We start from the raw sequence: 24,470 nt of genomic DNA on the forward strand, positions 1-24,470 counted from the left end.
TCGGCGGTGGTCGTATGGTGGTGACATGACAGCAGCCTTCGATGACATGGATCTTCGCGATCTCGTCGCGTTGCTCTCCGATGAGGAGCAGCACGAGCTTCGCCCCGCCGTGCTGCGTGTGCTCCACCGGCTACCGGATCAGGAAATCCTGCGCCGTGAGCTGGGTCGCCGCCTCACCAACGTCTGAGCACAGTCGACAACACCCACTAGAGAATTCCCCGGAGGCCCGGCTTCCGGGGAATTTGCCGTAGATCCGCGCGGCGCGGTGCCGGTTTCGCACGGCTGCCGGTTTCGCACGGCTGACGGTTTCGCGCGGCTGGGTGACGCCCAGGCTTACGTGACGCCCAGGCTGTTGATGGTCGCGGCGAGCACGATGATCACGCTGCCGAGCACCGCCGTCCAGCCCACGTCGAACGGCTTGCTCCGCACCGCCAGCAGGCCCACCCGCTCGGTCGGCAGCAGCAGTCGCAGCGCCGCCGCCAGCAGCGTCGCACCGCCGAAGAAGAACGTCCCGCGCCGCCAGCGATCCCAGGCCAGGAACACCACGGCCACCACCATCACCGCGGCGACCAGCAGGATGGGCAGGTTGTCGCGCACCGCCGCGGCGAACCGGTTGCTGCGCTGCTCGGGGGCGGCATGGGCTGGACTCACGACGCAGAGCTTAGCGTCTACATACATCTTCATCGTCCGCCTCCGAAAAGGCGGACGATGAAGATGTATGTGTGTCACGGCTACCGACAACGCCTTGAGTCGCTGAGGGTTTGACCGTGCCCCACACCGACGCTTGTGATGCAGGAACATGCTGTCTTGAATTCACCCCCATCCATTCAGTCACGGTGGCCACGCTGTGGCGGACCCGGCGATGCCGCGGCTTACTTGGCGTCGGGCTGAGCCCGTGGTCGTCGTAGGTCCAACCACGAAAGTCCGAGGACAACCCGTCCGGGTCCCGCGCGACGAGGGCGGCGGCACCCAGCGTGGAAGGCGACCAGTCGACCCCGACCGCGACGGTGCTTGTCGCCAGGTCACCGGCGGGCACCATCTCCGTTGCCGCACACCGCCACAGCAAGCCCTTGCGGTCGAGGACCAGGGTCGGCAGATGCCAGTCGGTGACCGCCCTGCCGTGCAAATGCTCGGCAGGGCCGCTGTCAGCCTGCCCCGCCGCCATTGTGCCCGCCCCGCCGGCGCGGGGCAGGTGGGCAGCTTCACTGCCAACACCAACTCATGACCGGTCACTGTGAGTTGGGCGAGTTGTTGATCGGCTGCGGACAGTCGGGCCATCGCCGCGACCCGCGGCGGACCCTGCACGTCGGTGATCCGCAACCGCGTTGCCCGCACATCATCGCTGTCGCCGGAGCGTGCGGTGAGTTGACGCAGCACTCCGCGCACGAAGCCTGACGGCACATGATCCGCAGAGTCGGCGGGTGCGGTCACACGGCCTGTGGCCGGGTCGAATCGGGCCGACAGCGTGGCGATGGCGGTGTCGCGGAAAGTCAGGGTCCGCAGGGTGGCCATCACTTGCGCGGGCAGCTTGCGATCATTGCGGTCACGACCGGCGACAAGCACATCGAAGGTGCCCGGCTCCCACAGCCGGGCCATCAGTTCGGCACCGGCGCACGCCACCATGTCCAGCAGCCACCCGACCCGGGTGTCGAGCTCGTCGAGCCCGACCGATTCCCCGGTCACCTCATCGACTGCCGTATACACGCGGGTGGTGAACGAGAACTGTTGCGCCACAACAGGTTCAGTCATGTCGTCCAGTTCCATGCCTGGGGCCATCCGCACAACCCCCGATCACGACGCCATCTGCCACGGGAGTCGGATAGGCGTCCAACAACACACTGACGGTGTCAGCCAGGTAGCCGATACCGAGTGCGCAGGTGCGGAAAATGTTCGAACGCATATGCGAATTATATACGCGCCGATCATCATACTGAGGTCGAAATGCATTGTGAAATAAAGGATTTCATACAATCGAAATTGTCCGGATCGCCTTTCTCGGGGTTCGCCGGCGATGCCTTCGTGCCCAGTTGAACCCGACCTGCGGTCGCACCCACAGGTTCGGCCACCGCCCTGCCGTGTGGGCGTCCCGAGCCATGCGACCACATACCCACCCGCCTGCACAGGTCCGCCGAGAAAGCCGTCGATGCCGTAGCGCCTACCGGGCCACGCATGGACGCATCGTCAGCGATGCCGCAGCACCGATCCAGCCGGGTCCCGAGCAGTGCGGTCCACATGTTCTGCGATGCTGGACCCCGTGTTCCATCTGGTCTTCTTCGAACCGCGCATCCCGCCTAACACCGGCAATGCCATCCGGCTCGCCGCCGGCACCGGCTGCGCGCTGCACCTGATCGAGCCGCTCGGATTCGACCTCTCCGAACCGAAGCTGCGCCGCGCCGGCCTGGACTACCACGACCTGGCCTCCGTCACGGTCCACGAAAACCTCACCGCCGCATGGGATTCCATCAACCCCGAGCGCGTATTCGCCTTCACCGCGGCCGCCACCACCCGCTACACCGACATCACCTACCGAGACGGCGACGTCCTGCTCCTCGGCCCCGAACCCACCGGCCTCCCCGAAGAGGTCCTCACCCACCCCCGCATCACCGACCACCTCCGCATCCCCATGCTCCCCGGCCGCCGCTCCATGAACCTCTCCAACGCCGCCGCCGTAGCCGTCTACGAAGCCTGGCGTCAACAGGGCTTCCCGGGCGCGGTGTAGTGACAGACCGCGCCCACAGCGGTCTACTGACAACCGAGGCCCACGACAATATGGACGAACCCGTCTTGTCCTCGTAAACCCCGGGAGGCTGCGGATATGCCGAACTACCCTGACGACGTGGCGCTTCCGTATACACAACCCGAGCTCCCCGAATACATGACGTGGGAGGAGCTCGAGCGACTCCCCGAAGAGATCGCATCGCAGATCGAACTGTGGGACGGGCGCGTTGTCCGGCTACGCCGCGGACCCGGCGAGCATCAGATCTTCACCGGACGCCTGTGGGCAGCCCTCGAACGCTGCGCGCGTAAAGACATGTCGACCGACCCGAAGCACTGTTGGCGGGCCAATTTCGAGACCAACGTATTTTTCGGCACGAACGGAAAATCCGACTTCATGACCCCGGGCTTTCTGGTGCACCGTTGCCTCGAGTCCCCTTACCAGGACGTTCGCGCGGCCGACGCGTTCGTGGTCGGCGAAGTCCTCTCGCCCTCCAATACCCAGTCCGACATGGAAGCGAAGCGTGGCCGCTACGCAAGCGCTGGAATCCCCTGGTACTGGGAGGTTTCCCTGGCCAGCGAGGTCAGCGCCATCGCGACCGTTCGCGCTTACGGCCTGCAAGCCGAGCCCGGCCAACTCCCAGACGGTGTCCATCCACTCCGAACGGCCAACTACCTTCTGACCGGCGAGTGGACGCCCGCCGACACCGACGGCATCGAGTTCGACTTCCCGTTCCCGATCCACATCCCCTGGACCGAACTCGAATTCTGATGTCACCGGGTTCACAGCTCGGTGTCAGCAGGGGTTTTCCGGGGGCGTGTAGAACGAGCTGATGAGCGAATCGGGTTCGGTTGGGGAGAGTTCGGACGTCACGTGGGCGGTGGATTCGGTCACTGTGTACGGGACGCTCGTTCGGCCGGTTGGGGAGAGGCCGTTTCCGGCGGTGGTGCTGGCGGCGGGGAGTGGACCTACCGATCGGGATTGGAATTCACCGATGTTGCCGGGGAGCAATGGGAGTGGGCGGCTCATTGCGGAGCGGTTGGCGCGGGCCGGAATCGCTTCGGTGCGGTACGACAAGCGCGGGATCGGGGTGCACGGGAAGGAGCAGCTTCCGGCGCTGCTCGGCAAGGTGAGCATGGCGGGGTTCGCCGAGGAGTTCGCGGGTGCGGTGCGGGTCGCCGCCGATCAGGAGTTCATCCGTGATGATCGGATCTTCGCGCTCGGCAATAGTGAAGGCACCCTGCACGCACTCAACTATCAGCTGGGCAAGCCCGCGATCCCGCTGCGGGGCCTGGTGCTCGTCAGCCCGCCCGGCCGGGCGGTCGGGGCGGTGGCGCGCTGGCAACTGGCCGCGCAGGCCGCGACCGTGCCGGGGGGCGATGCCATGATGGCGCTCTACGATGCGGCCGTCGCCCGATTCCAGGCGGGTGCACCGGCCGTGCCGGATCCCGCACTGCCCGAAGGTATCCGGCAATTGGTGGCGAGTCTGGAGACACCGTTCAATCTGCCGTTCACCCGCGAACTCTGGGTCGCCGACGAGTCCGAACTGCTCGGCCAGGTGGATGCTCCGGTGCTGATCGTCATAGGAGACAAGGACGTTCAGGTGGATCGGGTCGCCGATGGCGGGCCGTTGCAGCGGGCTGCCGAGGGCCACCCGAATGTGAGCTTTCTCTTCCCGGAGAATATGAATCACGTTCTCAAACAAGAACTTCGGCCGCGCGCGGAGCTGACTCCGGAGGCTGTGGCCGTCAGTTACAGCAGCCCGGACACCATCCTGGATCCCGAGGCCGTGGCCGGGATTCTGGCGTGGCTCGACGACCGGAGTCGAGTGGGGCTCAGTCGTCGATCTCGAAGCGTTTGAAGCGAGAGGTGGCGCCGGCGGTGATACGGACGGCGGATTTGGGTACGTCGTAGTGGTCGGCCAGGAGTTCGCAGGCTGCTTTATTGGCCTTGCCCTCCGTTGCGGGGGCGCGGACGTACAGCTGGACGGCGCCGTCGTCGAGGATTTCGACGAGTGGGCCCTTCCTGCTGTTGGGTTTGATGGTTGCCCGGACCACTGTCGGCACTGGCTGCTCCTTTCGGGGTGACAGTAGTGTCGCGTATGTCGTGACGGTACGGATCGTCCGAAAGGAAAGTCGGAGATGATCAAACGGTTGATGTTTCTGCTGGCAGCGCTCCTGGGGGCGACGCTGCTGGTGATGGGGACGGCTACGGCCGGGCCCGTCACGGTGAAGGACGACTCCCATGTGCTCGACGTCACCAAGGTGACCGCCGCGGCGAACACGCTGTCGAATCCGGTGCAGATCTTCACCACCGAGAAGTTCTCCGACGACAAGACGGCGTTCGACAAAGAGGCGCAGACCAAGGTGGTGAACCCGGCCGATGTGGTCATCGCCATCAATACCAAATCCAAGCATCTGGCCATCCGGACCGGGACCGACTCGCATATTCGCGATACCTCTTCCGCCACGTCGGCATTCACGAATGCCTTCGGATCCGGCGACTACACGGGTGCGACCATCGCGGCGCTGAGCGTGCTGAAGTCGGACACCGAACAGGCCGGACCGGCGACCACCGCGCACAATCAGGCGCCCGTGCCCGTGGCCACCAAGAAGAGCAATGGCTTCGGCTGGCTGGGACTGCTGTGCCCGGTGCTGATCATCGCCCTCGTGGTGGGCGCGGTCGTCATGCTGATCCGTAAGCGCCGCGGCGGCGGTGGCGGCAACCAATTCGGCGGCGGCGGCGGCGGTTTCCCCGGTGGCGGCTACCAGGGCGGCGGGTATCCGCAGGGTGGCGGCTATCCGGGCGGCGGCTACGGCCCGCAGCGCTCCGGTATGAGCCCCGGCATGGCCGGCGGCCTCGGTGCGGCGGCCGGTGCGGTCGGCGGCGGACTCCTCGGCTACGAGCTCGGCAAGGAGTCCGGCGAGAACGAGCAGCGCGACCGCGACTCCAACCAGGGCGGTTACGACCAGGGCGGCGGCTACGACAATCAGCCCCAGCAGGATTGGGGCGGCGGCGGAGGCGATTCCGACTTCGGCGGCGGCGGCGGCGACTTCGGTGGCGGCGACTCGGGCGGCGGCGGCGACTTCGGTGGCGGCGACTCGGGCGGCGGCGGCGACTTCGGTGGCGGCGGCGATTCCGGCGGGGGCGGCGACTTCTGACCGAGCCGTAGCCCTGACCCGCGGCGGAAGTCGTAGGGTCAGCGGAAGTCGCGAGAACGGCCCTCTATGCGCAGATCCATGCGCTGCACATGGTCGGCGACCACGGTGACCGCACCCTCGGCATTCTGCACCTGCCCGCGAATGAGCAGGGCAGGCGCGGTTTGCACGAGTCTGCGGTAACGCGCCCAGAGACCGACCGAGCAGACCACATTCACCATGCCGGTCTCGTCCTCGAGATTGAGGAAGGTGACACCGCCCGCGGTGGCGGGACGCTGCCGGTGGGTGACCGCGCCGCCGACCAGAACTCGTGTGCCATCCCGGATTCCGAGCAACTGGTCGGCGGGCACCACACCCAGCGCATCGAGGCGAGGCCGCAGGAATTCGGTCGGATAACTGCCGGGCGAAACACCGGTGGCCCACACATCGGCAGCGGCCAATTCCAGCGCGCTCATTCCGGGTAGCGCGGGCGCCTCGGTGGCCGCGCCGATACCGGGCAGCCGATCGGGACGTTCACCCGCCGCGGCCCCGGCCGCCCACAGCGCCTGCCGCCGGGTACTGCCGAGACTGCCCAGCGCACCCGCGGTGGCCAGCGATTCCGCCTGCGGCACAGTCAATTCCACCCGCCCGGTGAGATCCAGGAACGAGGTGTAGGGCCCGGACGCGCGGGCCTCAACAATCTGTTCGGCCAACTCCGTGCCGATACTGCGGACCGCCGCCAAGCCGAGCCGGATCTGCGTACCCTTCGCCTCCAGCGTGGCCTCGGCCAGACTGTGATTGATATCCGGCCCGTGCACCGCCACCCCGTGCCGCCGCGCGTCGGCGACCAGCGATTGCGGGGAGTAGAACCCCATCGGCTGCGCCCGCAGCAGACCCGCGCAGAAGGCCGCCGGATGGTGCAGCTTGAACCACGACGAATAGAAGACCAGGGAGGCGAAACTCTGCGAATGACTCTCCGGGAAACCGAAATTCGCGAAGGCGTACACCTTCTCGTAGATGCGGTCGGCGATCTCGCCGGTAATGCCGTGCAGTTCGCGCATGCCCTGATAGAAGCGTTCGCGCAGTCGCTCCATCTTCTCCGGCGAGCGTTTGGAACCCATGGCCCGGCGCAGCTGATCGGCTTCGGTGGCGGTGAATCCGGCGATATCCACGGCCATCTGCATGAGCTGCTCCTGGAACAGCGGAATGCCGAGCGTGCGCTCCAGCGAATTCTCCAGCGCCGCATGGTCATAGGTGACCTCTTCGCGACCGTTGCGGCGGCGGATATAGGGATGCACCGATCCGCCCTGAATGGGCCCCGGCCGGATGAGCGCCACCTCCACCACCAGATCGTAGAAATTACGCGGTTTCAGTCGCGGCAGTGTCGCCATCTGCGCCCGCGATTCCACCTGGAATACGCCCACCGAGTCCGCGCGGCACAGCATGTCGTACACGGCGGCCTCGGTGAGATCCAGCCGGTGCAGTTCGACGGTCTCGCCCCGGTGCTCGGCGACCAGATCGATCATGTAGTGCAGCGCCGAGAGCATACCGAGCCCCAGTAGATCGAATTTCACCAAACCTGCTGCGGCACAGTCATCTTTGTCCCACTGCAGCACGCTGCGGCCCGCCATGCGCGCCCATTCGGTCGGGCAGACATCGGCGATGGGCCGATCACAGATCACCATGCCACCGGAGTGGATGCCCAAATGTCTCGGCAATCCTTCCAATTCACCGGCCAATCCGAGCACGTCCGCCGGAATATCGGTCTGCTCCTCCTTGGCGACGCCCGTCCACCGGCTCACCTGTTTGCTCCACGCATCCTGCTGTCCGGGCGAAAACCCCAGCGCCCGTGCGGCATCACGCACCGCCGAGCGGCCGCGATAGGTGATCACATTGGCCACCTGCGCGGCGTACTCACGCCCGTACTTGGCGTAGACGTGCTGAATCGCCTCCTCACGCCGATCCGATTCGATATCGACGTCGATATCGGGCGGCCCGTCGCGCTCGGGTGACAGGAACCGCTCGAACAGCAGTTTGTTCGCGACCGGATCCACATTGGTGATGCCGATGGCGTAGCAGACGGCCGAGTTCGCCGCCGAACCCCGGCCCTGGCAAAGAATGTCGCTGTTGTGGCAGAAGCTCACGATGTCGTGCACCACCAGGAAGTAGCCCGGGAACTTCAGCTCGGCGATCACCGCCAGTTCGTGTTCGAGCTGCCGGTACGCCTTCGGATTGTCCGCGCGCGGACCGTAGCGCCGATCCGCGCCCGCCATGGTGAGCTCCCGCAGCCAGGAGTTCTCGTCATGTCCCGCCGGAACGTCGAAGGGCGGCAGTTGCGGTGCGATCAAGCGCAGATCGAAGGCGCATTCCCGGGCCAGCGCAGCGGCATTCGCGACGGCGCGCGGACAGTCCGCGAACAGCCGCGCCATCTCCGCACCGGAGCGCAGGTGCGCGCCGCCGGTCGGGGCCAGCCAGCCGGCCATCTCGTCCAGACTCGACCGCGCCCGAATGGCGGCCAGCGCCATGGCCCGGCGTCGCTGCGGCGGTGCGGCGAAATGTGCTCCGGTGGTGGCCAATACAGGCAATCCCAGCCGATCGGCCAGGGCGATGAGCCGGGCATTGCGCTCATCGTCCTCGGGAACACCGTGGTGGGTGAGCTCCACACTCACGTGTTCGCGGCCGAACCGCTCCACGAGATCACGCAGCGCGGCTTCCCCGGCAGCATCACTCTGCTGAAGTGCTTGCCGCACAGTCCCTTTGCGACATCCGGTGAGCACATGCCAGTGCCCGCCCGCCGCCTCGGTGAGCCGATCCAGGTCGTAGCGCAGCACCCCCTTCTCCCCCGCCGCCATATGCGCGGCCGCCATCTCCCGCGACAACCGGCGGTACCCCTCCTGCCCGCGCGCCAGTATCAGCAAATGCGGCCCGACCGGATCCGGCGCACCGGTGCGCGGCGCGGAATCCGCCCCGCCGATCTCACCCTGTCCCGCTCCGCTCTCACCGCGCCCCCGGCCGCGCCGCCCGTCGCGAGCGGCGTCGGCCCGGCCCTCGGAGTCCGAGCGCCCGCCCCGCCCGCGGGTGCCGCGCGGCGCCAGATGCGCTCCGGCACGGGCGGCGGTGCCGAGGGACAGTTCGGCCCCGAAGACGGTCGGCATCCCCCATTCGCGGGCGGCCTCGGCGAAGCGCACCACCCCGTAGAACCCGTCGTGATCGGTGAGCGCGAGCGCTTCCAGACCGAGCCGCACCGCCTCCTCCACGAGTTCCTCGGGCGGGCTGGCGCCGTCGAGAAAGCTGTAGGCGGAGTGGGTGTGCAGTTCCGCGTACGGCGTCCCCGAGCGCTCGACGCGTTCCAGCGGTCCGGCCTCGTATTTTTCGCGCTTGCGGGACCAGGCCGGGCTGTCGCCGCCGTCGCCCTCGATCTCCCGAGTGGGACCGGGCCGGCCGGAGAGCACGCGTTCCAGCTCCGACCAGGTCGGCGGACCATTGTGCCAGCCCACGCCCGCCTCCTCCGCCTCGATCGAACCCTTCCGAGCATCGAACATACATTCGATGATTCGAGACATTACGCCAGACCCAACCGAACGGTCTGTAAAACTCACCCACCGGTTCAGCGACCGGCCGGACATCATGACCACCCCTGCGCGCGCCACTCCTGGCACCAGAACTTACTTTGGAGTAAGTTCAAGGCAATTCGATCTGCAAGGGAGCAGTGATGACCGATAGCTCAGCCGCCGACGACAACGGTTACCTGGCCCGTCGGCGCGCCCGGCGCGACCTGACCGGCAAGCACGTTGTCATTACCGGAGCTTCCTCCGGCATCGGGCGCTCCGCCGCGCTGGCCGTCGCCGAAAAGGGCGCGGTCGTATTTTTGATGGCCCGCCGCGGTGAGGAACTGGCCGTCGTGGTCGACGAGATCAAGGCCGCCGGGGGCGAGGCGCACGGCTATCAGTGCGATGTCACCGACGCCGACTCCGTGGACGCCGCCATCACGCTCATCCTCGCGGAGCACGGGCATGTCGACATGCTGGTCAACAATGCCGGGCGGTCCATCCGCCGGGCCGTGCACCGCTCCACCGATCGCATGCACGACTTCGAGCGCACCATGGCGGTCAACTATTTCGGCGCCGTCCGCATGACCCTCGCGCTGCTGCCGCAGATGCGGGAGCGCAAATTCGGTCACATCGTGAATATTTCGAGCGCCGGCGTGCAGGTGGCCACCCCCCGCTTCGCCGCCTATCTGGCCAGCAAGGCGGCCCTGGACAAGTTCGCCGAGGTGACCGCGGCCGAAATGTTCTCCGACAACGTCACTTTCACCACCATCCACATGCCGCTGGTGCGCACTCCGATGATCACGCCCAGTGGCGATCAGGGCACCTCCACCCAGTCTCCGGAATGGGCGGCTGCGACCATCGTGCGGGCCCTCAGCGAGCGGCCGCGCCGCATCGATGTGCCGCTGGGCACGCTCGCGGAGTACGGCAGTCTGGTCGCACCGGCCATCAAGGAGCGGGTGCTGCACCGCTACTACCGCGCCATCGGCGATTCCCCCGCCGCCAAGGGCGAGACGGTGCCCGAGCCGGAGACCGTCGATGTAGAAGTTGTTGTGCCGCAACGTCACCGGCGAACGGTGCCGCCCGCGATCCGCGTCACCGGCACCGCACTGCGCCGGGCCGCGCGGCTGGTGCCCGGCACGCACTGGTGAGCGCGTAGCGACTCACCGATCCGAATCACCTCGACGGCAGCGCTTTACGCTCATCAGCACCGGAAAGCGTTGCCGTCGAGCTGTTTCCCGCCGTGTACAGTCTCACGCCGAGCGCTGCTCACGCCTGGATTACTTCGAGACCCACCAGCGCGTTCAGCGAATCACAACTGGCCCACGATTGGTTCTGCCCGTACTGCACCGGGCCGTACTTCCAGTAGGTGAACGGCACCGGCCACGCCACGCAGGTGAGCTTCACCTGATGCCAGGTCGGCAGTTCACAATTCGACATTCCACCGGTATTGAAGATGTTGTACAGATGACAGTTGGCGTCCCCGACCGGGACGTCAGCCTGGGCCACCCCGCCACCGACCAGCGTGGCAGCCGCTACCGCGGTGGTAATCACGGCCCCGGCGGCAAGTCGCATCACAGATCGCATTCCGAACCTCCCGAATAGATGTTGCTCGGAGTATCGGGCTGATACGAACATCAGTTACCAACAGTTTGCTACTCGTGCTGAGAACTGTAAAGAAAACCCCTCCGACCCAGCGACTGTCCCGAGGCGGAGGGGTTTTCGTACGGAGTTTTCCTACCAGCCCGGGTTGCCGCCGATGGGTACGTTGATCCAACTGGGAGCACTGGGGTCGATATCGATGTGCTGCGGGAGGAGTTGGCTTTCGTTGAGCAGCGGCCGGAGCGGAAGGCCGCGGGGGAAATTGAAGGCGAAGACGTCCACGCGGAGGCGGTGGCCCGGTTGCAGGACGGCGTCGGTGGCGGTCAGGCCCAGATCGAGCTGGGTGGGCTGACCGGGAACCAGCGGCTCACGGGTGTCCAGGGTCAGGTACGGGTAGGGATCGGTGTAATCGCCGTTTGCCGAGCGAGATGCCTTGGCGTCGTCGACCTTTCGCAGCGAGGCGGTCAGCTGGCCCGAGGTGAGAACCGTGGAACGGCCGTCGGGGGCAACATCATTGATGGTTGCCGACCAGTAACCGTCGGTCGCGTCCAGCACCGTATTGAGATGCAGGTTCACCGGACCGGAGAGGGTGGTCGCCTGCGCGACGGGCGGGCTGGTGAAGGTCAGGCCGTTGAGTTCCATCGGCCGGGCATCCTTGGCGCAGGCGTCGAGGACGGCGGTGATACCGGCGGTGATCTGCGCGGCATCGCGTGAGCACAGGCTCATGACCCCGGCGCCGACGGTAAGCCGCTGCGGCCCACCGGGTTCGGTGCTCAGACTGCCGTCGTACAGACTGCCGCCCGCGGTGCCGCTGGGCGCTCCGGACAGGTACATGCGACGGTAATCGGCTTCGCTGCGCGGGAATTCGCCCGCGGTGGTCCACGATCCGCCCTGCTGGAACAGCGTCACCGGGCCGTACCCGTCGATACCGTTGTCAATTCCCTTGAGCCAGTGGTCGAACCACGCGCGCTGCAGCACATCCATGCGCGGCGGCGCACCCGGCGCACCGAAACCGCTGCCCGGATCCGCATGGTAGGTATCGCCCATGATCAGCTGTTTCTGCCCGGGCGGCAACGGAATCGCGTTGTAGATGCGCGGTTCGGAATAGGTGAAGATGTCATGCCAGCCGCCGTAGACCATGGTCGGCACCCGCACCTTGTCCGGATGACCGAGCCAGCCTTGGCGCAGCGGACTGTCCGTCTCCAGCAGGCTCTTCAGATTGTCCGGAATCTCCGGCACGCTCTGGATGGTGAGCGCCTGAATGATGTAGTCGAAGAACGTCATCGGGCTCTGCAGCCGGTCCGCCAGCCACTTCCAGTCGAAGTTGCCGGAGAACAGCGCGGACAGATCCGGAATGAGCTTGAGGCTGTCGACACCGAGCAACCACGGTGGGATGAAGCCGAATCCGAGCGCGCCACCGGTGGCGAGCACATCACGCACCAGATCGCTGCCCGGTTCCACCGGGAAGATGGCCTTCAGCGCGGGCGGCTGCTGTTCGGCGGCATGCAGCTGATTGATGGCCGAGTACGAGATGCCGCTCATGCCGACCTTGCCGTCCGACCAGGACTGCCTACTCGCCCAGTCGATCACCTCGGCGCTGTCGAGCTGTTCGCGCTGCTGGAAGACCTGCCACACGCCCTGGGAGAAACCGGTGCCGCGCACATCGGCGACCACCTGCGTGTACCCGCTCTGAATCAGTTTGCGGTCGGCGGTGAACAGCCGGGCCGCACCGCCCGGCAGCGCCTTGGTGAGGTCGGTGAGCCCGCCCAGGCCGACACCGGACAGGTCGAAGCCCTGCAGGAAATTGCTCAGAATGTCCGGCAGCACCGGTACCGACAGCGCCGAATCGGCGATCATCGACACAAGTTTGGTGTACGGGGTCATATTCACGATGGTCGGAAGCGGGGTGTCCACGATCTGGCCCTGGGCGTTCATCGGCCGATAGACATTGGCCTTCAACACCGTTCCGTCACTCATGGTGATCGGCACGTCCCAGTCGATGTGCACGCCCGGATACTGTGGCGGATCATCCTGAGCCGCGGTCCACTGCGCACCGAGCGAGCCGGCGTCCGGCGTGCTTGCCGCGACCGGCGTCGCCAGCGCGCCGACCGTCACCGCCGCCGTGATCAGGGCTAGTGCACCGACGGCACGCCCCCAAGAATTCCCGAGTTTCATCCGACCCCTCGACAAAGAAACATTCGCGTACCCAACGGGTCGTGACTGTAACGGGCGACACGTACGAGTGCAATGATGCTGCCCGCCACATTGCTTCGGCGCCTGTCACACGCGATAACCCGCGCGGCGGAAACAACTCGTTATCCTGGACCGATGAGTCTCGATCCCGCTGTCGGCCGCGCCCGGCTGCCCCGTGGCAGCCACGGCCTCGACCGTCTGACGGTGAAGAATTCACAGCGCTTCCGCATGATGTGGAGCGTGCTCGAATCGGTGTCCGAGCGCGGGTACGCCGCCACCACCGTGGCCGATATCGTGGGCGGCGCCAATATTTCCCGGCGCACCTTCTACCAGTTCTTCACAGACCGCGAAGACTGCTTCGCGGCGGCCTACTCCGAGGCGGTCGCACAGGTGGTCGCCGCCATGGACGCGGCCATCGCCGCCGCACCGCGCACCGACTGGCGCAGTCTGGTCCGCACCACACTCGGCGAATACCTGCGATTCCTCGCCGAGCACAGCGAATTCGCGCACGCCCTGCACACCGAGGCCTTCGCCGCCGGACCGCGGGTAGCTCGCCAGCGCGTCGACCTGAAGAAGATCTTCGCCGCCCGCATGCGCGCCGCATTCGACATCGGCCGCGCCGCAGGCGATATCCCGGCGGACATCGAGACCGAGGTCTTCGACGTGCTCATCGGCGCCATCGACGACCGCGTCCGCGACTGCCTGCTCTTCTCCCGGGCCGCCGACCTCCCGGACCTCACTCCCCTGCTCTACCGAATCACCCTGGCGCTCTTCGAAGTTCCAGAGCCCAGACCACACTGAGCAGTCTGCATCAACCTCTACCGAAGCCTTCCCTCGCCATTCCGGCGCGAGCCTTCCGCCGTAATTCCGGCGCGAACCTCCCTCGCCATTCCGGCGCGAACCTCCCCCGCCATTCCGGCGCGAACCTCCCCCGCCATTCCGGCGCGAACCTCCCCCACCATTCCGGCGCGAACCTCCCCTCGCCATTCCGGCGCGAATCTCCCCTCGCCATTCCGGCGCGCTTTTGGCCGGAATCTACGCGGTTCCAATGGATCCCGGCCAAAAGCATGCCGGGATGACGGCGGCGAGATTCATGCCGGGATGACCGCACGCGAGATTACGGAGGCGCTCGCGGGATAGCGGGGATCTCAGTGCAGTGGGTGGATCTGGTCGGCAACCACCGCGGTGGCGGGTTTCGGCGAGGCGCCACAGCTGGCTTGGCGCGGGGCGTAGGCGACGGAGCGGGTGGTGACCAGCCAGCGGCGGCCGTCGCGGTGGGTCACTGTGGCCGCGCCCGCGAAGGTGGCGTGATCTTCGACTGTGGCACTGCCGATTTCGGTGAGTTCCACGGTGAGGTCGTCGATGCCCGCACCCGGGTCGGCGTCTCCGGCGATGGGCTGCGCATTGCCGTCCGTGGCGCGGCGGGTATAGGTTTCGTCGCCGATCTCTTGGCGCACAGTCACTTCCGCGATCTGCTCGGCCGGTGTGTAGCAGCTCCGGCCACGGAAACCGGTCAGCGATACCTCGCCGCGGTCGGCCGCTTCGACCATGGCGATGGCCGAATCCCCGTCCATACGACCGTAGGTCAGACCGGTCGGCAGTAGCACCACGGCCGGAGCGAAGCGGTGACCACCGGTATGCGAGCACTCCCAGACCCGGTCCGGATACAGATCGGACAGACCCGCCGCGATCGGACGGCCGAGCAGGGCGCAGCACTGATCGCGCTTACCGTGCGCGCAGACCAGGATCAGCGGTTCCTCCACCAGCGCACCGATTCCCGGCGGGGGGCCATTGAGCAGATGCAGGTCCAGATCCAGCAATTCTTTGAGGTCGGTGATCTCCAAGCGTTCACACCAGGAGCCCTCGGACCGGGAACTGGCGATGAGAACCGTACGCACACCGTCGAATTCATAGCGGCCAGGGCGGCGGATCACCATGGGACGCACCTGGGCTGCCTTGGTGCGCGCCGCCAGTACGGCGGTGATCTCGGGGCCGAGCACCTCATCGCCGATCACATCGCGACCCCACGCGCCGGGCTGTTCGATACACAGCCAGCCGGTGATGCGGGTGGCGCTGCCGGGTAGTGGAATCTCCCGCGCGGCAGCCGAACAGGCCAGCCCCTCGAACGCCGTCACAGCGGCTGCCCATCGGCCAGTTTGCGAATCAACTGCTCGAGCCGGCGCGCCCGCGTCTCCGGCCGCACCGCACTGCCCAGGTGATAGCCGACGACGATCCGCGATTGCGCGGGCAGCGTTTCGAAGAAGGCCGCCGCCTCCGGATTGCGCGCGAGGGCGGCGAGAAAATCCTCCGGCAGATCGCGACCGGCGGCATTGTCCCAGCGGCCGTCCTCCTTGGCGCGGTCGATCTCCGCCTGCCCCGCCGGATGCATGAGACCCTGCTCGATCAATTCCGCGACCAGCCCCACATTGCGCTGTGACCACGGACTGCGGCGGCGGCGCGGGGTGAATCCGACAAGATAGAACTCCTCGTCCAGGGGCCGCGCCTGCCCGTCGATCCAGCCGAAACACAGGGCCTGCCGGAGCGCGCGAGCATGGTCCAGCGAGACCCAGCCGGTCCCCTTTTTGGCGAATTTCATCCAAATACCGTCGACGGCAGCGTGATTGGCCGCCAGCCATTCCCGAAACGACTGCTCATCGGCGAAGAACAAGGTGGGACGCTCGAGTGCGGACACCGTCTAACTGTAGATTCCGCCGGGGCCTTCGGTGTTCGGTCCCCGTAAAACGCAATTGTCCGGCGCTTCGGGAACGCACCAGCTCAGTGCCCCAGGAAGGGCAGGACGGTGCTCGCGAATTCCGGATAGCGATCGCGGTGAATGCTGTGCCCGGAACTGAAGACCCGCACCGTGCACTCGGGCACGGCGGCGCGCAGCAATTCCAATTTCGCCGGGTCGACCATGCCGCCCGGGCCGCCGCGCAGGAAAAGCATCGGCGCCGTGATCCCAGGCAGGCCCTCCCACCATTCCGGCAGCGGCTTGCGGAACTGCTCCAGTGCGGTGCCGGTCATGGCGCGATCGAAAGCCAGCACCGCGCGCGGATGCCGGACCAGACTGCTGGTGGCGTGCCACAGCTCCGGCAGCGACGGCAATCTGCGGGTCAGGGTCATCTGCTCGTCCCCGGAACGCAGCGGCAACGGTTGCTCTTCAATAACCAACCGCCGCACCAATTCCGGACGCTCCATGGCGACCCACGACACCGCGTAACCACCCAGCGAATGCCCGACCAGATCGACCCGCGCCAGGCCCAGCCGATCGCACAGCCGCAGCACATCCACGCCGAACTCCGGGAAACGATACGAATCGGCATGCCCGCTCCGGCCGTGCCCCCGCAGATCCGGAATGATCACCCGCCGCCCCTGCCGCACCAGCTCCGCCGCGAACCGATCCCAGGTGTGCCCGTCCCCGCCCATCCCGTGCACCAGCATCACCGGCGCATCGTTCGACCCGTGCCCCGCCGCATCGGAATCCCGATAGGCGATCGACACGTCATCGAACGCGACCTTGCTGACCGTCTCCACGATCAACCAGCCTACGGACCGGCCTTCCACCTCGCCGCAGCTTGTGCGCACCGCCATAACCGGTGACCAGCCCGCCGCTACCGTTCGCCCGGCCGTCCCCATCGACGACACAGCCCGTGCCCGAGCCGCACACGCCCGGTAAAGGCTGTGCGATTCAGGCAGGGGCTGTTCGGTGCGGAAGCACGGTCCGATCTCACTCGTAGAGGCCTTCCACATGCCAGGTGTGGTTGTAGCCGAGCAGCAGCAGGGCGCGCTTGTCCTTGTCGAGCAGAACCTGGGCGCGGGCCGCGAAGCCGTGCTCGAACCGGTGCGTCCACCAGCGGTCGTCCAGCGGCCACGGACCAGCCCAGCCGATCAGCAGCCAGGACCTGCGGCCCCAGTGCAGCTGCGCCGGATCGGCGGTGAACAGACCGCGGTCGGTCACCCACACCGGGGATCCGTCCGCCGCCTCCAGCCGCACCTGTGGCCGGCTCACCCACACCACGGTGGGCGCGGGCTCCGGCAAGCGCCCCGGCCACGGCTGCGCCGGATCCGCCGCCGGCACCGGCTCCTCCCCCAGCGTCACCATGGTGATCCGCTCCGCGGGCCCGCGCCCGCCGCTGAGCACCCCCAACCGCACCGCGTCCCCGCCCAGCAGCCCCTGCACCCGAACCAGCGCCCGCCGCGCCCGCTCCTCCCCCTCCCCGACCCCACCCCACAACCCGAGCTGCAATGCCCCCGCCGAAACCACCTCCACCGGTTCCAGCCGCAGCAGAGTAATAGGAGAGCCCGGTACCTCCTCCTCCGCCCACCCATCCGAGTTCTCTTCCACTCCAGCGGATTCCGAGCCACGCCCACGCGAAACCACGCCGCGCCCACTCGAACCGATGCCACGTCCGCCCGAACTGGCGTCGCGCCCACTCGAACCCATACCTCGCCCGGGAGAACTCGTGCCACGCTCACTCGAATCAGCAACGCGCCCGGTCGAGTCCGCTTCGAATCCGACCGAATCAGGGCGGCGGCCGGGCGGGTACGCCGTCGTGCCGTTTCCCTCCGGCCGCGGCACTGCGCCGCGACCTGTCGTTCCATATCGGGCGGCGCGGGCGCGGTCGAGGGAGCGGCGGGTGAGCCAGCCGTCGAGTTGCCAGCGGATGCGGTCGGCGGTGCTGTCGGGGGTGAGGGGTTCGGCGCAGCGCCAGGTGCGGGAGAACTCTTCTCCTGCTTCGGTTTCCGCGTGGATGATCAGGCGGGTGCAGGCCACCGAGGCGGCGGCGAGGCCCTCGTGCAGGCGGGTGGCGAGCAGACGGCCGGCGAAGGCGGCGGCGTCGATACGCTCGATCGGGGGATCGCAGCGGTATTCCACCGTGAGGTCGGGGGCGGGCGTCTGCGCGGAGGGCGGGCGCTCCGGTTCGGCACGGGCGCAGCGATGCGCGGCAATGGCATCCGTGCCGAAGCGGGAGGCCACCTCGGCGGGGGTGAGCGCGGCGAAATCACCGATGCGGCGTAATCCCAAGCGGCGCAGCAGATCCACCAGATCGGCGCGTTCCGGTGCGGCCAGGGCCGGTTCCACCGACAACTCGGAGACCGGCAGCGGCGCAAGGAATTCCGCACCCTTACCGGTCGGCACAATGGTGTTGCGGCGCGCGGCGAGCACCGCCGTGGACAGCTCGTCGGCAATGCCGATCTGACATTCCGCCCCGGCCGCCGCCACCGCGTCCACAAGCTGTTCCGCCGCAGCCTCTTCCGACCCGAAGAACCGGGCGGCGCCGCGCGCCGACAGCACCAGCAGCCCGGGCCGCAGCACCTCCACCCCCGGTACGGTCGCATCCACGGCCGCCACCACCGGCTCGAACAGCCGCGCATCCCGATCCGGATCCTCCTGTACCACCAGCAGATCCGGGCACCGCCCCTGCGCCTCCCGCTTCCGCAGCCCGCGCCGAATCCCCTCCGCCCGCGCCGCCGCCGAACACGCCGTCACCCGATTGGCCGAAAGCACCGCCACCGCCCGGGTGGCCGGCGCCCCCGCCTCGGCGGCCGCTGCCACCGCAGGCCAATCCAGGCACCACACCGCCAGCACCCGCCGCGCCTTCACGCCCACCACACCACGACCCCGGTCTCCGCCGCGCACAGATCGGCGGCACGCCGTGCGCCACCTGGTGCGTCGCGCACGAAATAGCGCCGGATCCCGTGCGCAGCATGCGAAATCGTGCGCGGGGGCGCCCACACGTCACGATTGCTCGGCACAGCGTCGCCGACTGCAATCGGCGACCCCGGTATCGCCGGCCGGCGGACAGCTCCCGCCCCGGCCCGGCGGTCAGGAGACGGCATGGCGGGCGGGGCTCAGCGGTTCGGAGACAGCGTGATTCGCATCCACCCATTCGACCCGGCCATTGCTCGGGCTCAGGGCGAGATGACCGAGGCGGGGCTGGGCGGAGCGGCCGTGTACGGAGACATTCAGCCGGACGGTGCGCAATCGGCCGCAACCACGGCCCAGGCCGCTGTACCCGGTCACCTGACTGTCGATGCGCAGCACCGGACCGGCCCAGAAACCACCGGTGACCACCAGCGTGGAGCCCTTGCTCCGGGCGCGCGCGGTGAGCACTCGGGTGCGGGACATGGGCACCGAAGCACCGTTCAAGCCCAAAATCACCAGATCCAGGCCGTCCAGCAACACCGAGGCGACTTCGAGCGGATCCGGACCGGGATTGACGACAACCGCCAAACGGTCCAGTCGCGCACCCATTTCCGCTGCTGCCAGCAAGCCGAAACGCGGCACGCCGACCACCGCGGCATGACCGCCGGAACCGGTGACCGCGGCCAGCAAACCGGAGAGCAGGGAATTGGCACCGGAGTACAAGACCACCGACCCCTTCGCCAAACCGCCTTCGGGCAAAAGGTTTTCGAGCGCGGGCGGCACCGGCAGCGATTCCCGCCGCAACTCCGCGCCCACCACCCGGGTGCCCGCGGTCGTCGCCGGCACATCCGTCTCCGGTCGCGAACCCGCCGCCACCGGCTGCACCTGCCGCGCCACCGCGCCCGATTGCACACCCGGCAGGCGTACCGGCACCTCGGCGCCGCGCGCCGGAATCGCCGCCATGCGCCGCCGCAATTCGGCCAGCTGCAGCTGCTTGGCCTCCTCCGCCGAACCCATCTCTCGACCACCTCTCCCAATCGATGGGGACCCAATTCCCAGGAGCGCAGGGCTCCACCGCACTGCGCCGAAGCCACATCCCGAACCCCCTACAGGTCCGGGACGGATCAGCCAGCACCAACTCAGCTACTTACGATAGTCGAATATATGTTCGATTCAAGCACAGTAGAACTCGAGCCTCGGCACGCGTCAAGAGGCAGTGGCGCAAACCTCGAGTTTCGAACCAGGCCAGTCAGGATGGTTTTCCGCTACCCTGCACCCGTGACCGAACGCGCCCGTCCCATCGTCGGCCCCGATTACCTGGTGGCCGGCCGCTACCGTCTGCAATCGAAGCTCGGTGGCGGCGGCATGGGTGCGGTGTGGCTGGCGAAGGACCGCCTACTCAACCGCGATGTCGCCATCAAGCAGGTGCTCACCACCGCCGGGCTCAATGAGCACGAGGCCCAGGAGGTGCGGCGACGCATCATGCACGAGGGCCGGGTGGCCGCGAAGCTCTCGCACGAGCACGCCATCGCCGTGTACGACGTGGAGCTCGAGAACGGCGAGCCCTGGCTGGTGATGGAGTACCTGCCCTCGCGCAGCGTCGCCAAGGCCATCTCGCTGACCAACGCGCTCTCCCCCATCGAGGTCGCGCAGATCGGCGCGCAGGTCGCCGACGCACTGGCCACCGCGCACGCCGCGGGCATCGTGCACCGTGACATCAAGCCCGGCAATATTCTGGTAGCCGATCGCGGCGACGAGGTCGGCATGGTCAAACTCAGCGACTTCGGCATCTCCAGCGCCGCGGGCGATGCCGACGATGTCGGCGATGTCATCACCGGCACCCCCGCCTACCTGCCGCCGGAGGTCGCGCGCGGCGCCCAGCCGACCACCGCCAGCGACGTATTCTCGCTCGGCGCAACGCTGTACACCGCCATGGAGGGCCAGCCGCCGTACGGCTTCCACGACGACAGCGGGGTGATCGTGGAACGCGCCGCCATGGCGCAGGTGATTCCGCCGCAGCGCAGCGGACCGCTCACCTCGGTGCTGCTGCACATGATGGAACCGGCGCCGCAGCGGCGCCCCACCATGGCCGAGGCGCGCAATGAAATCCTCACCGCGGCTTTCGGTCCCGGTACCGCGCCCTACATTCTCGGCGCGCCGGTGCGCACCGACGACGGCACCATTCCGGCCTGGGCGGCGCGCAATTCCGCTGCCGGACTGCGCAGCCCGCACTCCAGCCCGCTCCCCCGCCCGCAGCGCGCCAACTCCGCCGCCGCACCCGCTGCCCCGCAGCAGAAGTCGAAGGGCTTCGACCTCTCCAAGCTCGGCCCCAACGCCGGACCCCTGGCGGTAGCGATCGGCCTGCTCATCGGCCTGCTGATCATCATCGTCATCTTGGTCGTGTTGTAGTTCGCAAAGGCGACAACTGATTTCGTGAGGCCCGGGTAACTCGTCGGGTACGTCCAAAATAGATTCGGCACCGAACCGCCGGCACGCGTGCACGACCGTCAACGGCACCCAGCCGTGCGCCAAGTTCCGGGGAGGCGGGTCAATCGATGCGGCGGCGATGGGCCCAGCGGGTCAGGGCATTGCGGTTGGACTGCTGGGTCTTTCGCAGCACGTTGGAGGCGTGGGTCTCGACCGTTTTCACCGAGATGAACAGGTTCTCGGCGATCTCCCGGTAGGTGTAGCCGCGCGCCAGCAGGCGCAGCACCTCCAGCTCACGCGGGGTGAGCGAATCCAGTTCGGGATCGAGCGGCGGCTCGGGCACCTGGGACCGGCCGGTGAACGAATCCAGCACGAAACCGGCCAGGCGCGGGCTGAATACGGCATCGCCACCCGCCACCCGCCGAATGCCGTCCGCCAGTTCGGGACCCGAGATCGTCTTGGTGACATAGCCGCGCGCCCCCGCGCGAATCACCGCGATCACATCCTCGGCCGCATCGGAAACGCTGAGCGCCAGGCACACCGGCCCCGCCTCGACGCCCTGGAGTACGGCTACTCCGCCGCCATCGGGCATGTGCACATCGAGCAGCACCACATCCGGTGTGGTCGCCTTGATTCCGGCAATGGCCTCGGCCACCCCGCCGGCCTCACCGACCACCTCCATATCGGATTCACGACTCAGCTCGGCCCGCACCCCGGACCGGAACACGGCATGATCGTCGACCAGAAACACCCGGACACTCACCACAAGCTCCTCATTCGGCAGAGTCGTGCTGCACCACAATACGTTCGTCGGCACCATCCTTGCGGGGCATGGTGATTCGCACCTCGGTGCCACGCCCGGGCGTCGAGGTGATCTCCACATGCCCGCCGCGCCGTTCGATACGGGCGCGAATGGATCTGGTCAGGCCCTGCCGGTCGGATTCGACCGCGTTCACGTCGAAACCCTTGCCCCGGTCCCGCACGAAGACGCTCACCTGATGCGGTTCGGCCTCCGCGAACAGGTCGATCGAGGGCACCTCGGCATGTTTGGCGGCATTCACCAGGGCTTCGCGGCTGGCGCCGAGCAGTGCGGTGAAATGCTCCTTGGGCAGGCCGATTCCGCTGTCGTCGACATCCATGGTCACATCGCCCACCGTCACCGGCGTGACCTTCACCCCGTGCTGATCCTCCACCTCACCGGCGATGGTGCGCAGCGCCGCAACCAGACTCGACTGCGCCGGCCCGGTGTCATCGAACAGCCACTTGCGTAGCTCACGCTCCTGACTGCGCGCCAGCCGCACCACCTCGTGCTGATCCCCGGCCTGCCGCTGGATCAGGGCGAGCGTCTGCAGCACCGAATCGTGCAGATGTGAGGCGATCTCCTCACGCTCGTCATTGCGAATACGCGCCGCGCGTTCATCATTCAGCGCCCGCACCATGCGCAGCCACAGCGGCACCGTGAGCAGCCCGGCCCCGACCAGGGTGACCGCCACCGCCAGCAGGGCCGAACCCAGCGAACTCAGATTGATGCGCGCCAGCACCACCACACCCAGCCCGACCACGATCAGCGTCGCGCCCGCGACAATGCGCGCCCAGGTGACCACCGACGGCCGCGACGGCAGGCCGATGGCGGATCTCGGCCCGTCCGCATCGAATTCGCGCCACACCAGCGCCGCACCGATGGCGACCACGATGATCGGCCCCACCACCTGCGCGGCCGTCCCGTTGAACAACCACGACATGCCGACCGACAGCGCCAGCCCGAGCAGCACCAGCCCGATGGCCTGCCGCCGCTCCGACGCCGACGGCTTCACCGCGTCCCCGCCTCCCGGCGTGAAGATCCACAGCATCCCGTACGCCACCACCCCGGCCCCGAGCAGCCCGGACAGCAGCACGAACGCAATGCGCACCTTGAAGACATCGATGCCGAGATGGTCGGCCAGACCGCCCGCCACCCCGCCGACCACCCGGCCGCCGGAACGCCGCATCAGCCGCTGCGGCTGCGGCTGCGCCGCCACCGTGCGCGCGGGATCGAGCGCCCCACGGGCAGGGTCGAACAGGGGCGCGGACGGATACATACCTCCGATACTGGCATGCCACGGTGACAGGCAACATCGGGAAACACCCCCATTCCGGCCCTGAGACCGAGAGTTTGTCCGGACCGGACAGAAAACCGGTTCTGAGCTGCACGGAAATCGCGGCGGCAGTATTTCGGCGGTGCTCCCGGACGCGCCGGACCGGACACCGGGCGCGGCGGCCGGACGAAACGGGCCGACCGGACCGGAGAACCGGTCGCGACCACTCTCATCAGCAGCTATTCCTCATTCCGGAGCATAAGGCGCTCGGCCCGCACCGGGTGTCCTCCCTAACTTTCTCCTCGGGACCAGCGAGTCCCACACCGCGACCGCTACCGCAGCGGCGCAACAGGTTCGGGGAGGAACCATCATGATCATCAAGACCGCGTTCGCCGCTGTAGTCACCGCAGCCGGACTCACCCTCGGCGCCGGAGCAGGCCACGCCGACGCACTGGCACCGCACGAGAAGACCACCACCGCACCCAACGGCATGTCGATCACCGTCGGGCACACCGACAATGCCGCCCGGGTGGTGCCGCCCTTGAACGGGATGCCGACCAGTCGGGAGGTGTACCTGGACAACACTTCCTACGGACGGGTGCAGGGCGGCACCGGCAAGATCCGCACCGGCTACTTCGTCGCCTGCGCCGTCGATCTGGATGTGAAGTTCGATATCGCGGCGAATGTGGGCATCACCGCCGACGCCTCGGTGGGGGTGAGCGCCGGGACGGACCTGGTGACACCGTCCGCGAATGTGAGCATCGCCCCCACCATCGGGGGCAGCATCGGCGTGGATCTGTCCATCACGCCCGGCAAGATCAATGACATCAAGCTCGGCGAGAAGGAGCTGCCCGCGGGCGGCACCGGTTACATCGTCGACCACGACTACCGGCTCACCGTGAATGGCTGCGGCGGACCGCTGACGGTGCAGGCATACACGATCATCGAGGCCACCTCACCCGAGGCGGATGCGGGCGACTGGGTCATCGGCGACCCGATCGTGCTGTGATCCGGCGCATCCACCGGCTCGATGCCCTGCGGCGGCGTAACTCCACGGTGCGCCGCCGCATCGGCAATCGTGACGCGCAGCAGCTAGATTGGCCTGATGCTCGCGGGGGACAAGCG

General features: G+C 67.5%; 22 protein-coding genes and 1 pseudogene. 9 read left to right on the top strand and 14 right to left on the bottom strand.

The annotated features are described in order from the left end of the window. The first annotated feature begins 25 nt into the window (after window positions 1–25). A complete protein-coding gene (locus tag OG716_RS26480) occupies window positions 26–187 on the top strand; it encodes a hypothetical protein (RefSeq protein ID WP_297622201.1) in 162 nt (53 codons plus the stop codon). A gap of 146 nt (window positions 188–333) precedes the next feature. On the opposite strand, the gene OG716_RS26485 is transcribed toward OG716_RS26480, so the two are convergent. Both OG716_RS26485 and OG716_RS26490 read right to left on the bottom strand, forming a co-directional pair. After that, window positions 334–651, bottom strand: a complete 318-nt coding sequence (locus OG716_RS26485) for a DUF3017 domain-containing protein (RefSeq protein ID WP_405133396.1) — start codon at window positions 649–651, stop codon at window positions 334–336. Between the two features lie 238 nt (window positions 652–889). Then, window positions 890–1,749, bottom strand: a pseudogene (locus OG716_RS26490) (transposase); the annotation flags it as partial. Window positions 1,750–2,242: 493 nt separating this feature from the next. On the opposite strand from OG716_RS26490, the gene OG716_RS26495 reads away from it, so the two are divergent. The 3 genes from OG716_RS26495 (at window position 2,243) to OG716_RS26505 (ending at window position 4,577) form a co-directional block, all read left to right on the top strand. Continuing rightward, window positions 2,243–2,719 carry a tRNA (cytidine(34)-2'-O)-methyltransferase gene (locus OG716_RS26495; RefSeq protein WP_405133397.1) on the top strand — a complete coding sequence of 159 codons (477 nt, stop codon included), beginning with the start codon at window positions 2,243–2,245 and terminating at the stop codon, window positions 2,717–2,719. Window positions 2,720–2,875: 156 nt separating this feature from the next. Further along, window positions 2,876–3,487, top strand: a complete 612-nt coding sequence (locus OG716_RS26500; RefSeq protein ID WP_405139924.1) for a Uma2 family endonuclease — start codon at window positions 2,876–2,878, stop codon at window positions 3,485–3,487. A 223-nt stretch (window positions 3,488–3,710) separates the two neighbouring features. Further along, on the top strand, window positions 3,711–4,577 hold the full coding sequence (locus tag OG716_RS26505) for an alpha/beta hydrolase (protein WP_405133398.1): 867 nt from the start codon (window positions 3,711–3,713) through the stop codon (window positions 4,575–4,577). Here the strand turns inward: OG716_RS26505 and OG716_RS26510 are convergent. Further along, complete coding sequence (locus OG716_RS26510) at window positions 4,552–4,782, bottom strand: DUF167 domain-containing protein (RefSeq protein WP_405133399.1); 231 nt, start codon at window positions 4,780–4,782, stop codon at window positions 4,552–4,554. The two genes, OG716_RS26505 and OG716_RS26510, sit on opposite strands and share 26 nt — an antisense overlap. Window positions 4,783–4,857: 75 nt before the next feature. Between OG716_RS26510 and OG716_RS26515 the strand changes: the two genes are divergently transcribed. Beyond that, window positions 4,858–5,877 (top strand): hypothetical protein, encoded by a 1,020-nt coding sequence (locus OG716_RS26515; protein ID WP_405133400.1) that lies wholly within the window; start codon window positions 4,858–4,860, stop codon window positions 5,875–5,877. A gap of 38 nt (window positions 5,878–5,915) precedes the next feature. Here the strand turns inward: OG716_RS26515 and OG716_RS26520 are convergent, their stop codons facing one another. Next, window positions 5,916–9,350, bottom strand: coding sequence for an error-prone DNA polymerase (locus tag OG716_RS26520; RefSeq protein ID WP_405139926.1), 3,435 nt, complete (start codon window positions 9,348–9,350; stop codon window positions 5,916–5,918). Window positions 9,351–9,565: 215 nt separating this feature from the next. Between OG716_RS26520 and OG716_RS26525 the strand changes: the two genes are divergently transcribed. Continuing rightward, on the top strand, window positions 9,566–10,552 hold the full coding sequence (locus OG716_RS26525; RefSeq protein ID WP_405133401.1) for an SDR family NAD(P)-dependent oxidoreductase: 987 nt from the start codon (window positions 9,566–9,568) through the stop codon (window positions 10,550–10,552). 118 nt (window positions 10,553–10,670) lie between these two features. Here the strand turns inward: OG716_RS26525 and OG716_RS26530 are convergent, their stop codons facing one another. Further along, window positions 10,671–10,988, bottom strand: coding sequence for a hypothetical protein (locus tag OG716_RS26530; protein WP_355124659.1), 318 nt, complete (start codon window positions 10,986–10,988; stop codon window positions 10,671–10,673). A gap of 150 nt (window positions 10,989–11,138) precedes the next feature. Continuing rightward, a complete protein-coding gene (locus OG716_RS26535; protein ID WP_405133402.1) occupies window positions 11,139–13,178 on the bottom strand; it encodes a CocE/NonD family hydrolase in 2,040 nt (679 codons plus the stop codon). A gap of 153 nt (window positions 13,179–13,331) precedes the next feature. Here OG716_RS26535 and OG716_RS26540 point away from each other — a divergent pair, with 153 nt between their 5' ends. Continuing rightward, window positions 13,332–13,997 carry a TetR/AcrR family transcriptional regulator gene (locus OG716_RS26540; protein ID WP_405133403.1) on the top strand — a complete coding sequence of 222 codons (666 nt, stop codon included), beginning with the start codon at window positions 13,332–13,334 and terminating at the stop codon, window positions 13,995–13,997. A 347-nt stretch (window positions 13,998–14,344) separates the two neighbouring features. On the opposite strand, the gene OG716_RS26545 is transcribed toward OG716_RS26540, so the two are convergent. The 6 genes from OG716_RS26545 to OG716_RS26570 form a co-directional block, all read right to left on the bottom strand. Further along, on the bottom strand, window positions 14,345–15,331 hold the full coding sequence (locus OG716_RS26545; RefSeq protein ID WP_405133404.1) for a sucrase ferredoxin: 987 nt from the start codon (window positions 15,329–15,331) through the stop codon (window positions 14,345–14,347). After that, complete coding sequence (locus tag OG716_RS26550) at window positions 15,328–15,888, bottom strand: YdeI/OmpD-associated family protein (RefSeq protein ID WP_355124651.1); 561 nt, start codon at window positions 15,886–15,888, stop codon at window positions 15,328–15,330. The genes OG716_RS26545 and OG716_RS26550 overlap by 4 nt, the downstream gene beginning before the upstream one ends. Before the next feature lie 83 nt (window positions 15,889–15,971). Further along, the gene (locus OG716_RS26555; RefSeq protein WP_405133405.1) at window positions 15,972–16,730 is read right to left on the bottom strand and encodes an alpha/beta fold hydrolase; all 759 of its coding nucleotides are present in this window, start codon (window positions 16,728–16,730) and stop codon (window positions 15,972–15,974) included. 193 nt (window positions 16,731–16,923) lie between these two features. Then, a complete protein-coding gene (locus tag OG716_RS26560) occupies window positions 16,924–18,801 on the bottom strand; it encodes a DNA polymerase Y family protein (protein ID WP_405133406.1) in 1,878 nt (625 codons plus the stop codon). Further along, window positions 18,798–18,953, bottom strand: a complete 156-nt coding sequence (locus tag OG716_RS26565; RefSeq protein ID WP_405133407.1) for a hypothetical protein — start codon at window positions 18,951–18,953, stop codon at window positions 18,798–18,800. The genes OG716_RS26560 and OG716_RS26565 overlap by 4 nt, the downstream gene beginning before the upstream one ends. A 70-nt stretch (window positions 18,954–19,023) precedes the next feature. Next, complete coding sequence (locus OG716_RS26570; RefSeq protein WP_405133408.1) at window positions 19,024–19,860, bottom strand: hypothetical protein; 837 nt, start codon at window positions 19,858–19,860, stop codon at window positions 19,024–19,026. A 261-nt stretch (window positions 19,861–20,121) separates the two neighbouring features. Here OG716_RS26570 and OG716_RS26575 point away from each other — a divergent pair, with 261 nt between their 5' ends. After that, a complete protein-coding gene (locus OG716_RS26575; RefSeq protein ID WP_405133409.1) occupies window positions 20,122–21,252 on the top strand; it encodes a serine/threonine-protein kinase in 1,131 nt (376 codons plus the stop codon). A gap of 139 nt (window positions 21,253–21,391) precedes the next feature. On the opposite strand, the gene OG716_RS26580 is transcribed toward OG716_RS26575, so the two are convergent. After that, window positions 21,392–22,033: a response regulator gene (locus OG716_RS26580; protein WP_405133410.1), complete on the bottom strand. Its 642-nt coding sequence runs from the start codon at window positions 22,031–22,033 to the stop codon at window positions 21,392–21,394. 10 nt (window positions 22,034–22,043) lie between these two features. Next, the gene (locus OG716_RS26585) at window positions 22,044–23,258 is read right to left on the bottom strand and encodes a PspC domain-containing protein (protein WP_327146401.1); all 1,215 of its coding nucleotides are present in this window, start codon (window positions 23,256–23,258) and stop codon (window positions 22,044–22,046) included. 457 nt (window positions 23,259–23,715) lie between these two features. On the opposite strand from OG716_RS26585, the gene OG716_RS26590 reads away from it, so the two are divergent. Continuing rightward, window positions 23,716–24,354: an MspA family porin gene (locus OG716_RS26590; protein WP_405133411.1), complete on the top strand. Its 639-nt coding sequence runs from the start codon at window positions 23,716–23,718 to the stop codon at window positions 24,352–24,354. Window positions 24,355–24,470 lie beyond the last annotated feature (116 nt).

It is taken from the genome of Nocardia sp. NBC_01388 (genome assembly GCF_045040085.1).
Taxonomy (GTDB): Bacteria; Actinomycetota; Actinomycetes; order Mycobacteriales; family Mycobacteriaceae; genus Nocardia.

Bases quoted from the DNA above. Each gene is read 5' to 3' on its own strand.
- OG716_RS26480 (WP_297622201.1), top strand. From the start codon at position 26: ATGACAGCAGCCTTCGATGACATGGATCTTCGCGATCTCGTCGCGTTG.
- OG716_RS26495 (WP_405133397.1), top strand. From the start codon at position 2,243: ATGCTGGACCCCGTGTTCCATCTGGTCTTCTTCGAACCGCGCATCCCG.
- OG716_RS26500 (WP_405139924.1), top strand. From the start codon at position 2,876: ATGACGTGGGAGGAGCTCGAGCGACTCCCCGAAGAGATCGCATCGCAG.
- OG716_RS26505 (WP_405133398.1), top strand. From the start codon at position 3,711: ATGTTGCCGGGGAGCAATGGGAGTGGGCGGCTCATTGCGGAGCGGTTG.
- OG716_RS26515 (WP_405133400.1), top strand. From the start codon at position 4,858: ATGATCAAACGGTTGATGTTTCTGCTGGCAGCGCTCCTGGGGGCGACG.
- OG716_RS26525 (WP_405133401.1), top strand. From the start codon at position 9,566: ATGACCGATAGCTCAGCCGCCGACGACAACGGTTACCTGGCCCGTCGG.
- OG716_RS26530 (WP_355124659.1), bottom strand. From the start codon at position 10,988: ATGCGATCTGTGATGCGACTTGCCGCCGGGGCCGTGATTACCACCGCG.
- OG716_RS26535 (WP_405133402.1), bottom strand. From the start codon at position 13,178: ATGAAACTCGGGAATTCTTGGGGGCGTGCCGTCGGTGCACTAGCCCTG.
- OG716_RS26540 (WP_405133403.1), top strand. From the start codon at position 13,332: ATGAGTCTCGATCCCGCTGTCGGCCGCGCCCGGCTGCCCCGTGGCAGC.
- OG716_RS26570 (WP_405133408.1), bottom strand. From the start codon at position 19,860: ATGGGTTCGGCGGAGGAGGCCAAGCAGCTGCAGCTGGCCGAATTGCGG.
- OG716_RS26585 (WP_327146401.1), bottom strand. From the start codon at position 23,258: ATGCGGCGTTCCGGCGGCCGGGTGGTCGGCGGGGTGGCGGGCGGTCTG.
- OG716_RS26590 (WP_405133411.1), top strand. From the start codon at position 23,716: ATGATCATCAAGACCGCGTTCGCCGCTGTAGTCACCGCAGCCGGACTC.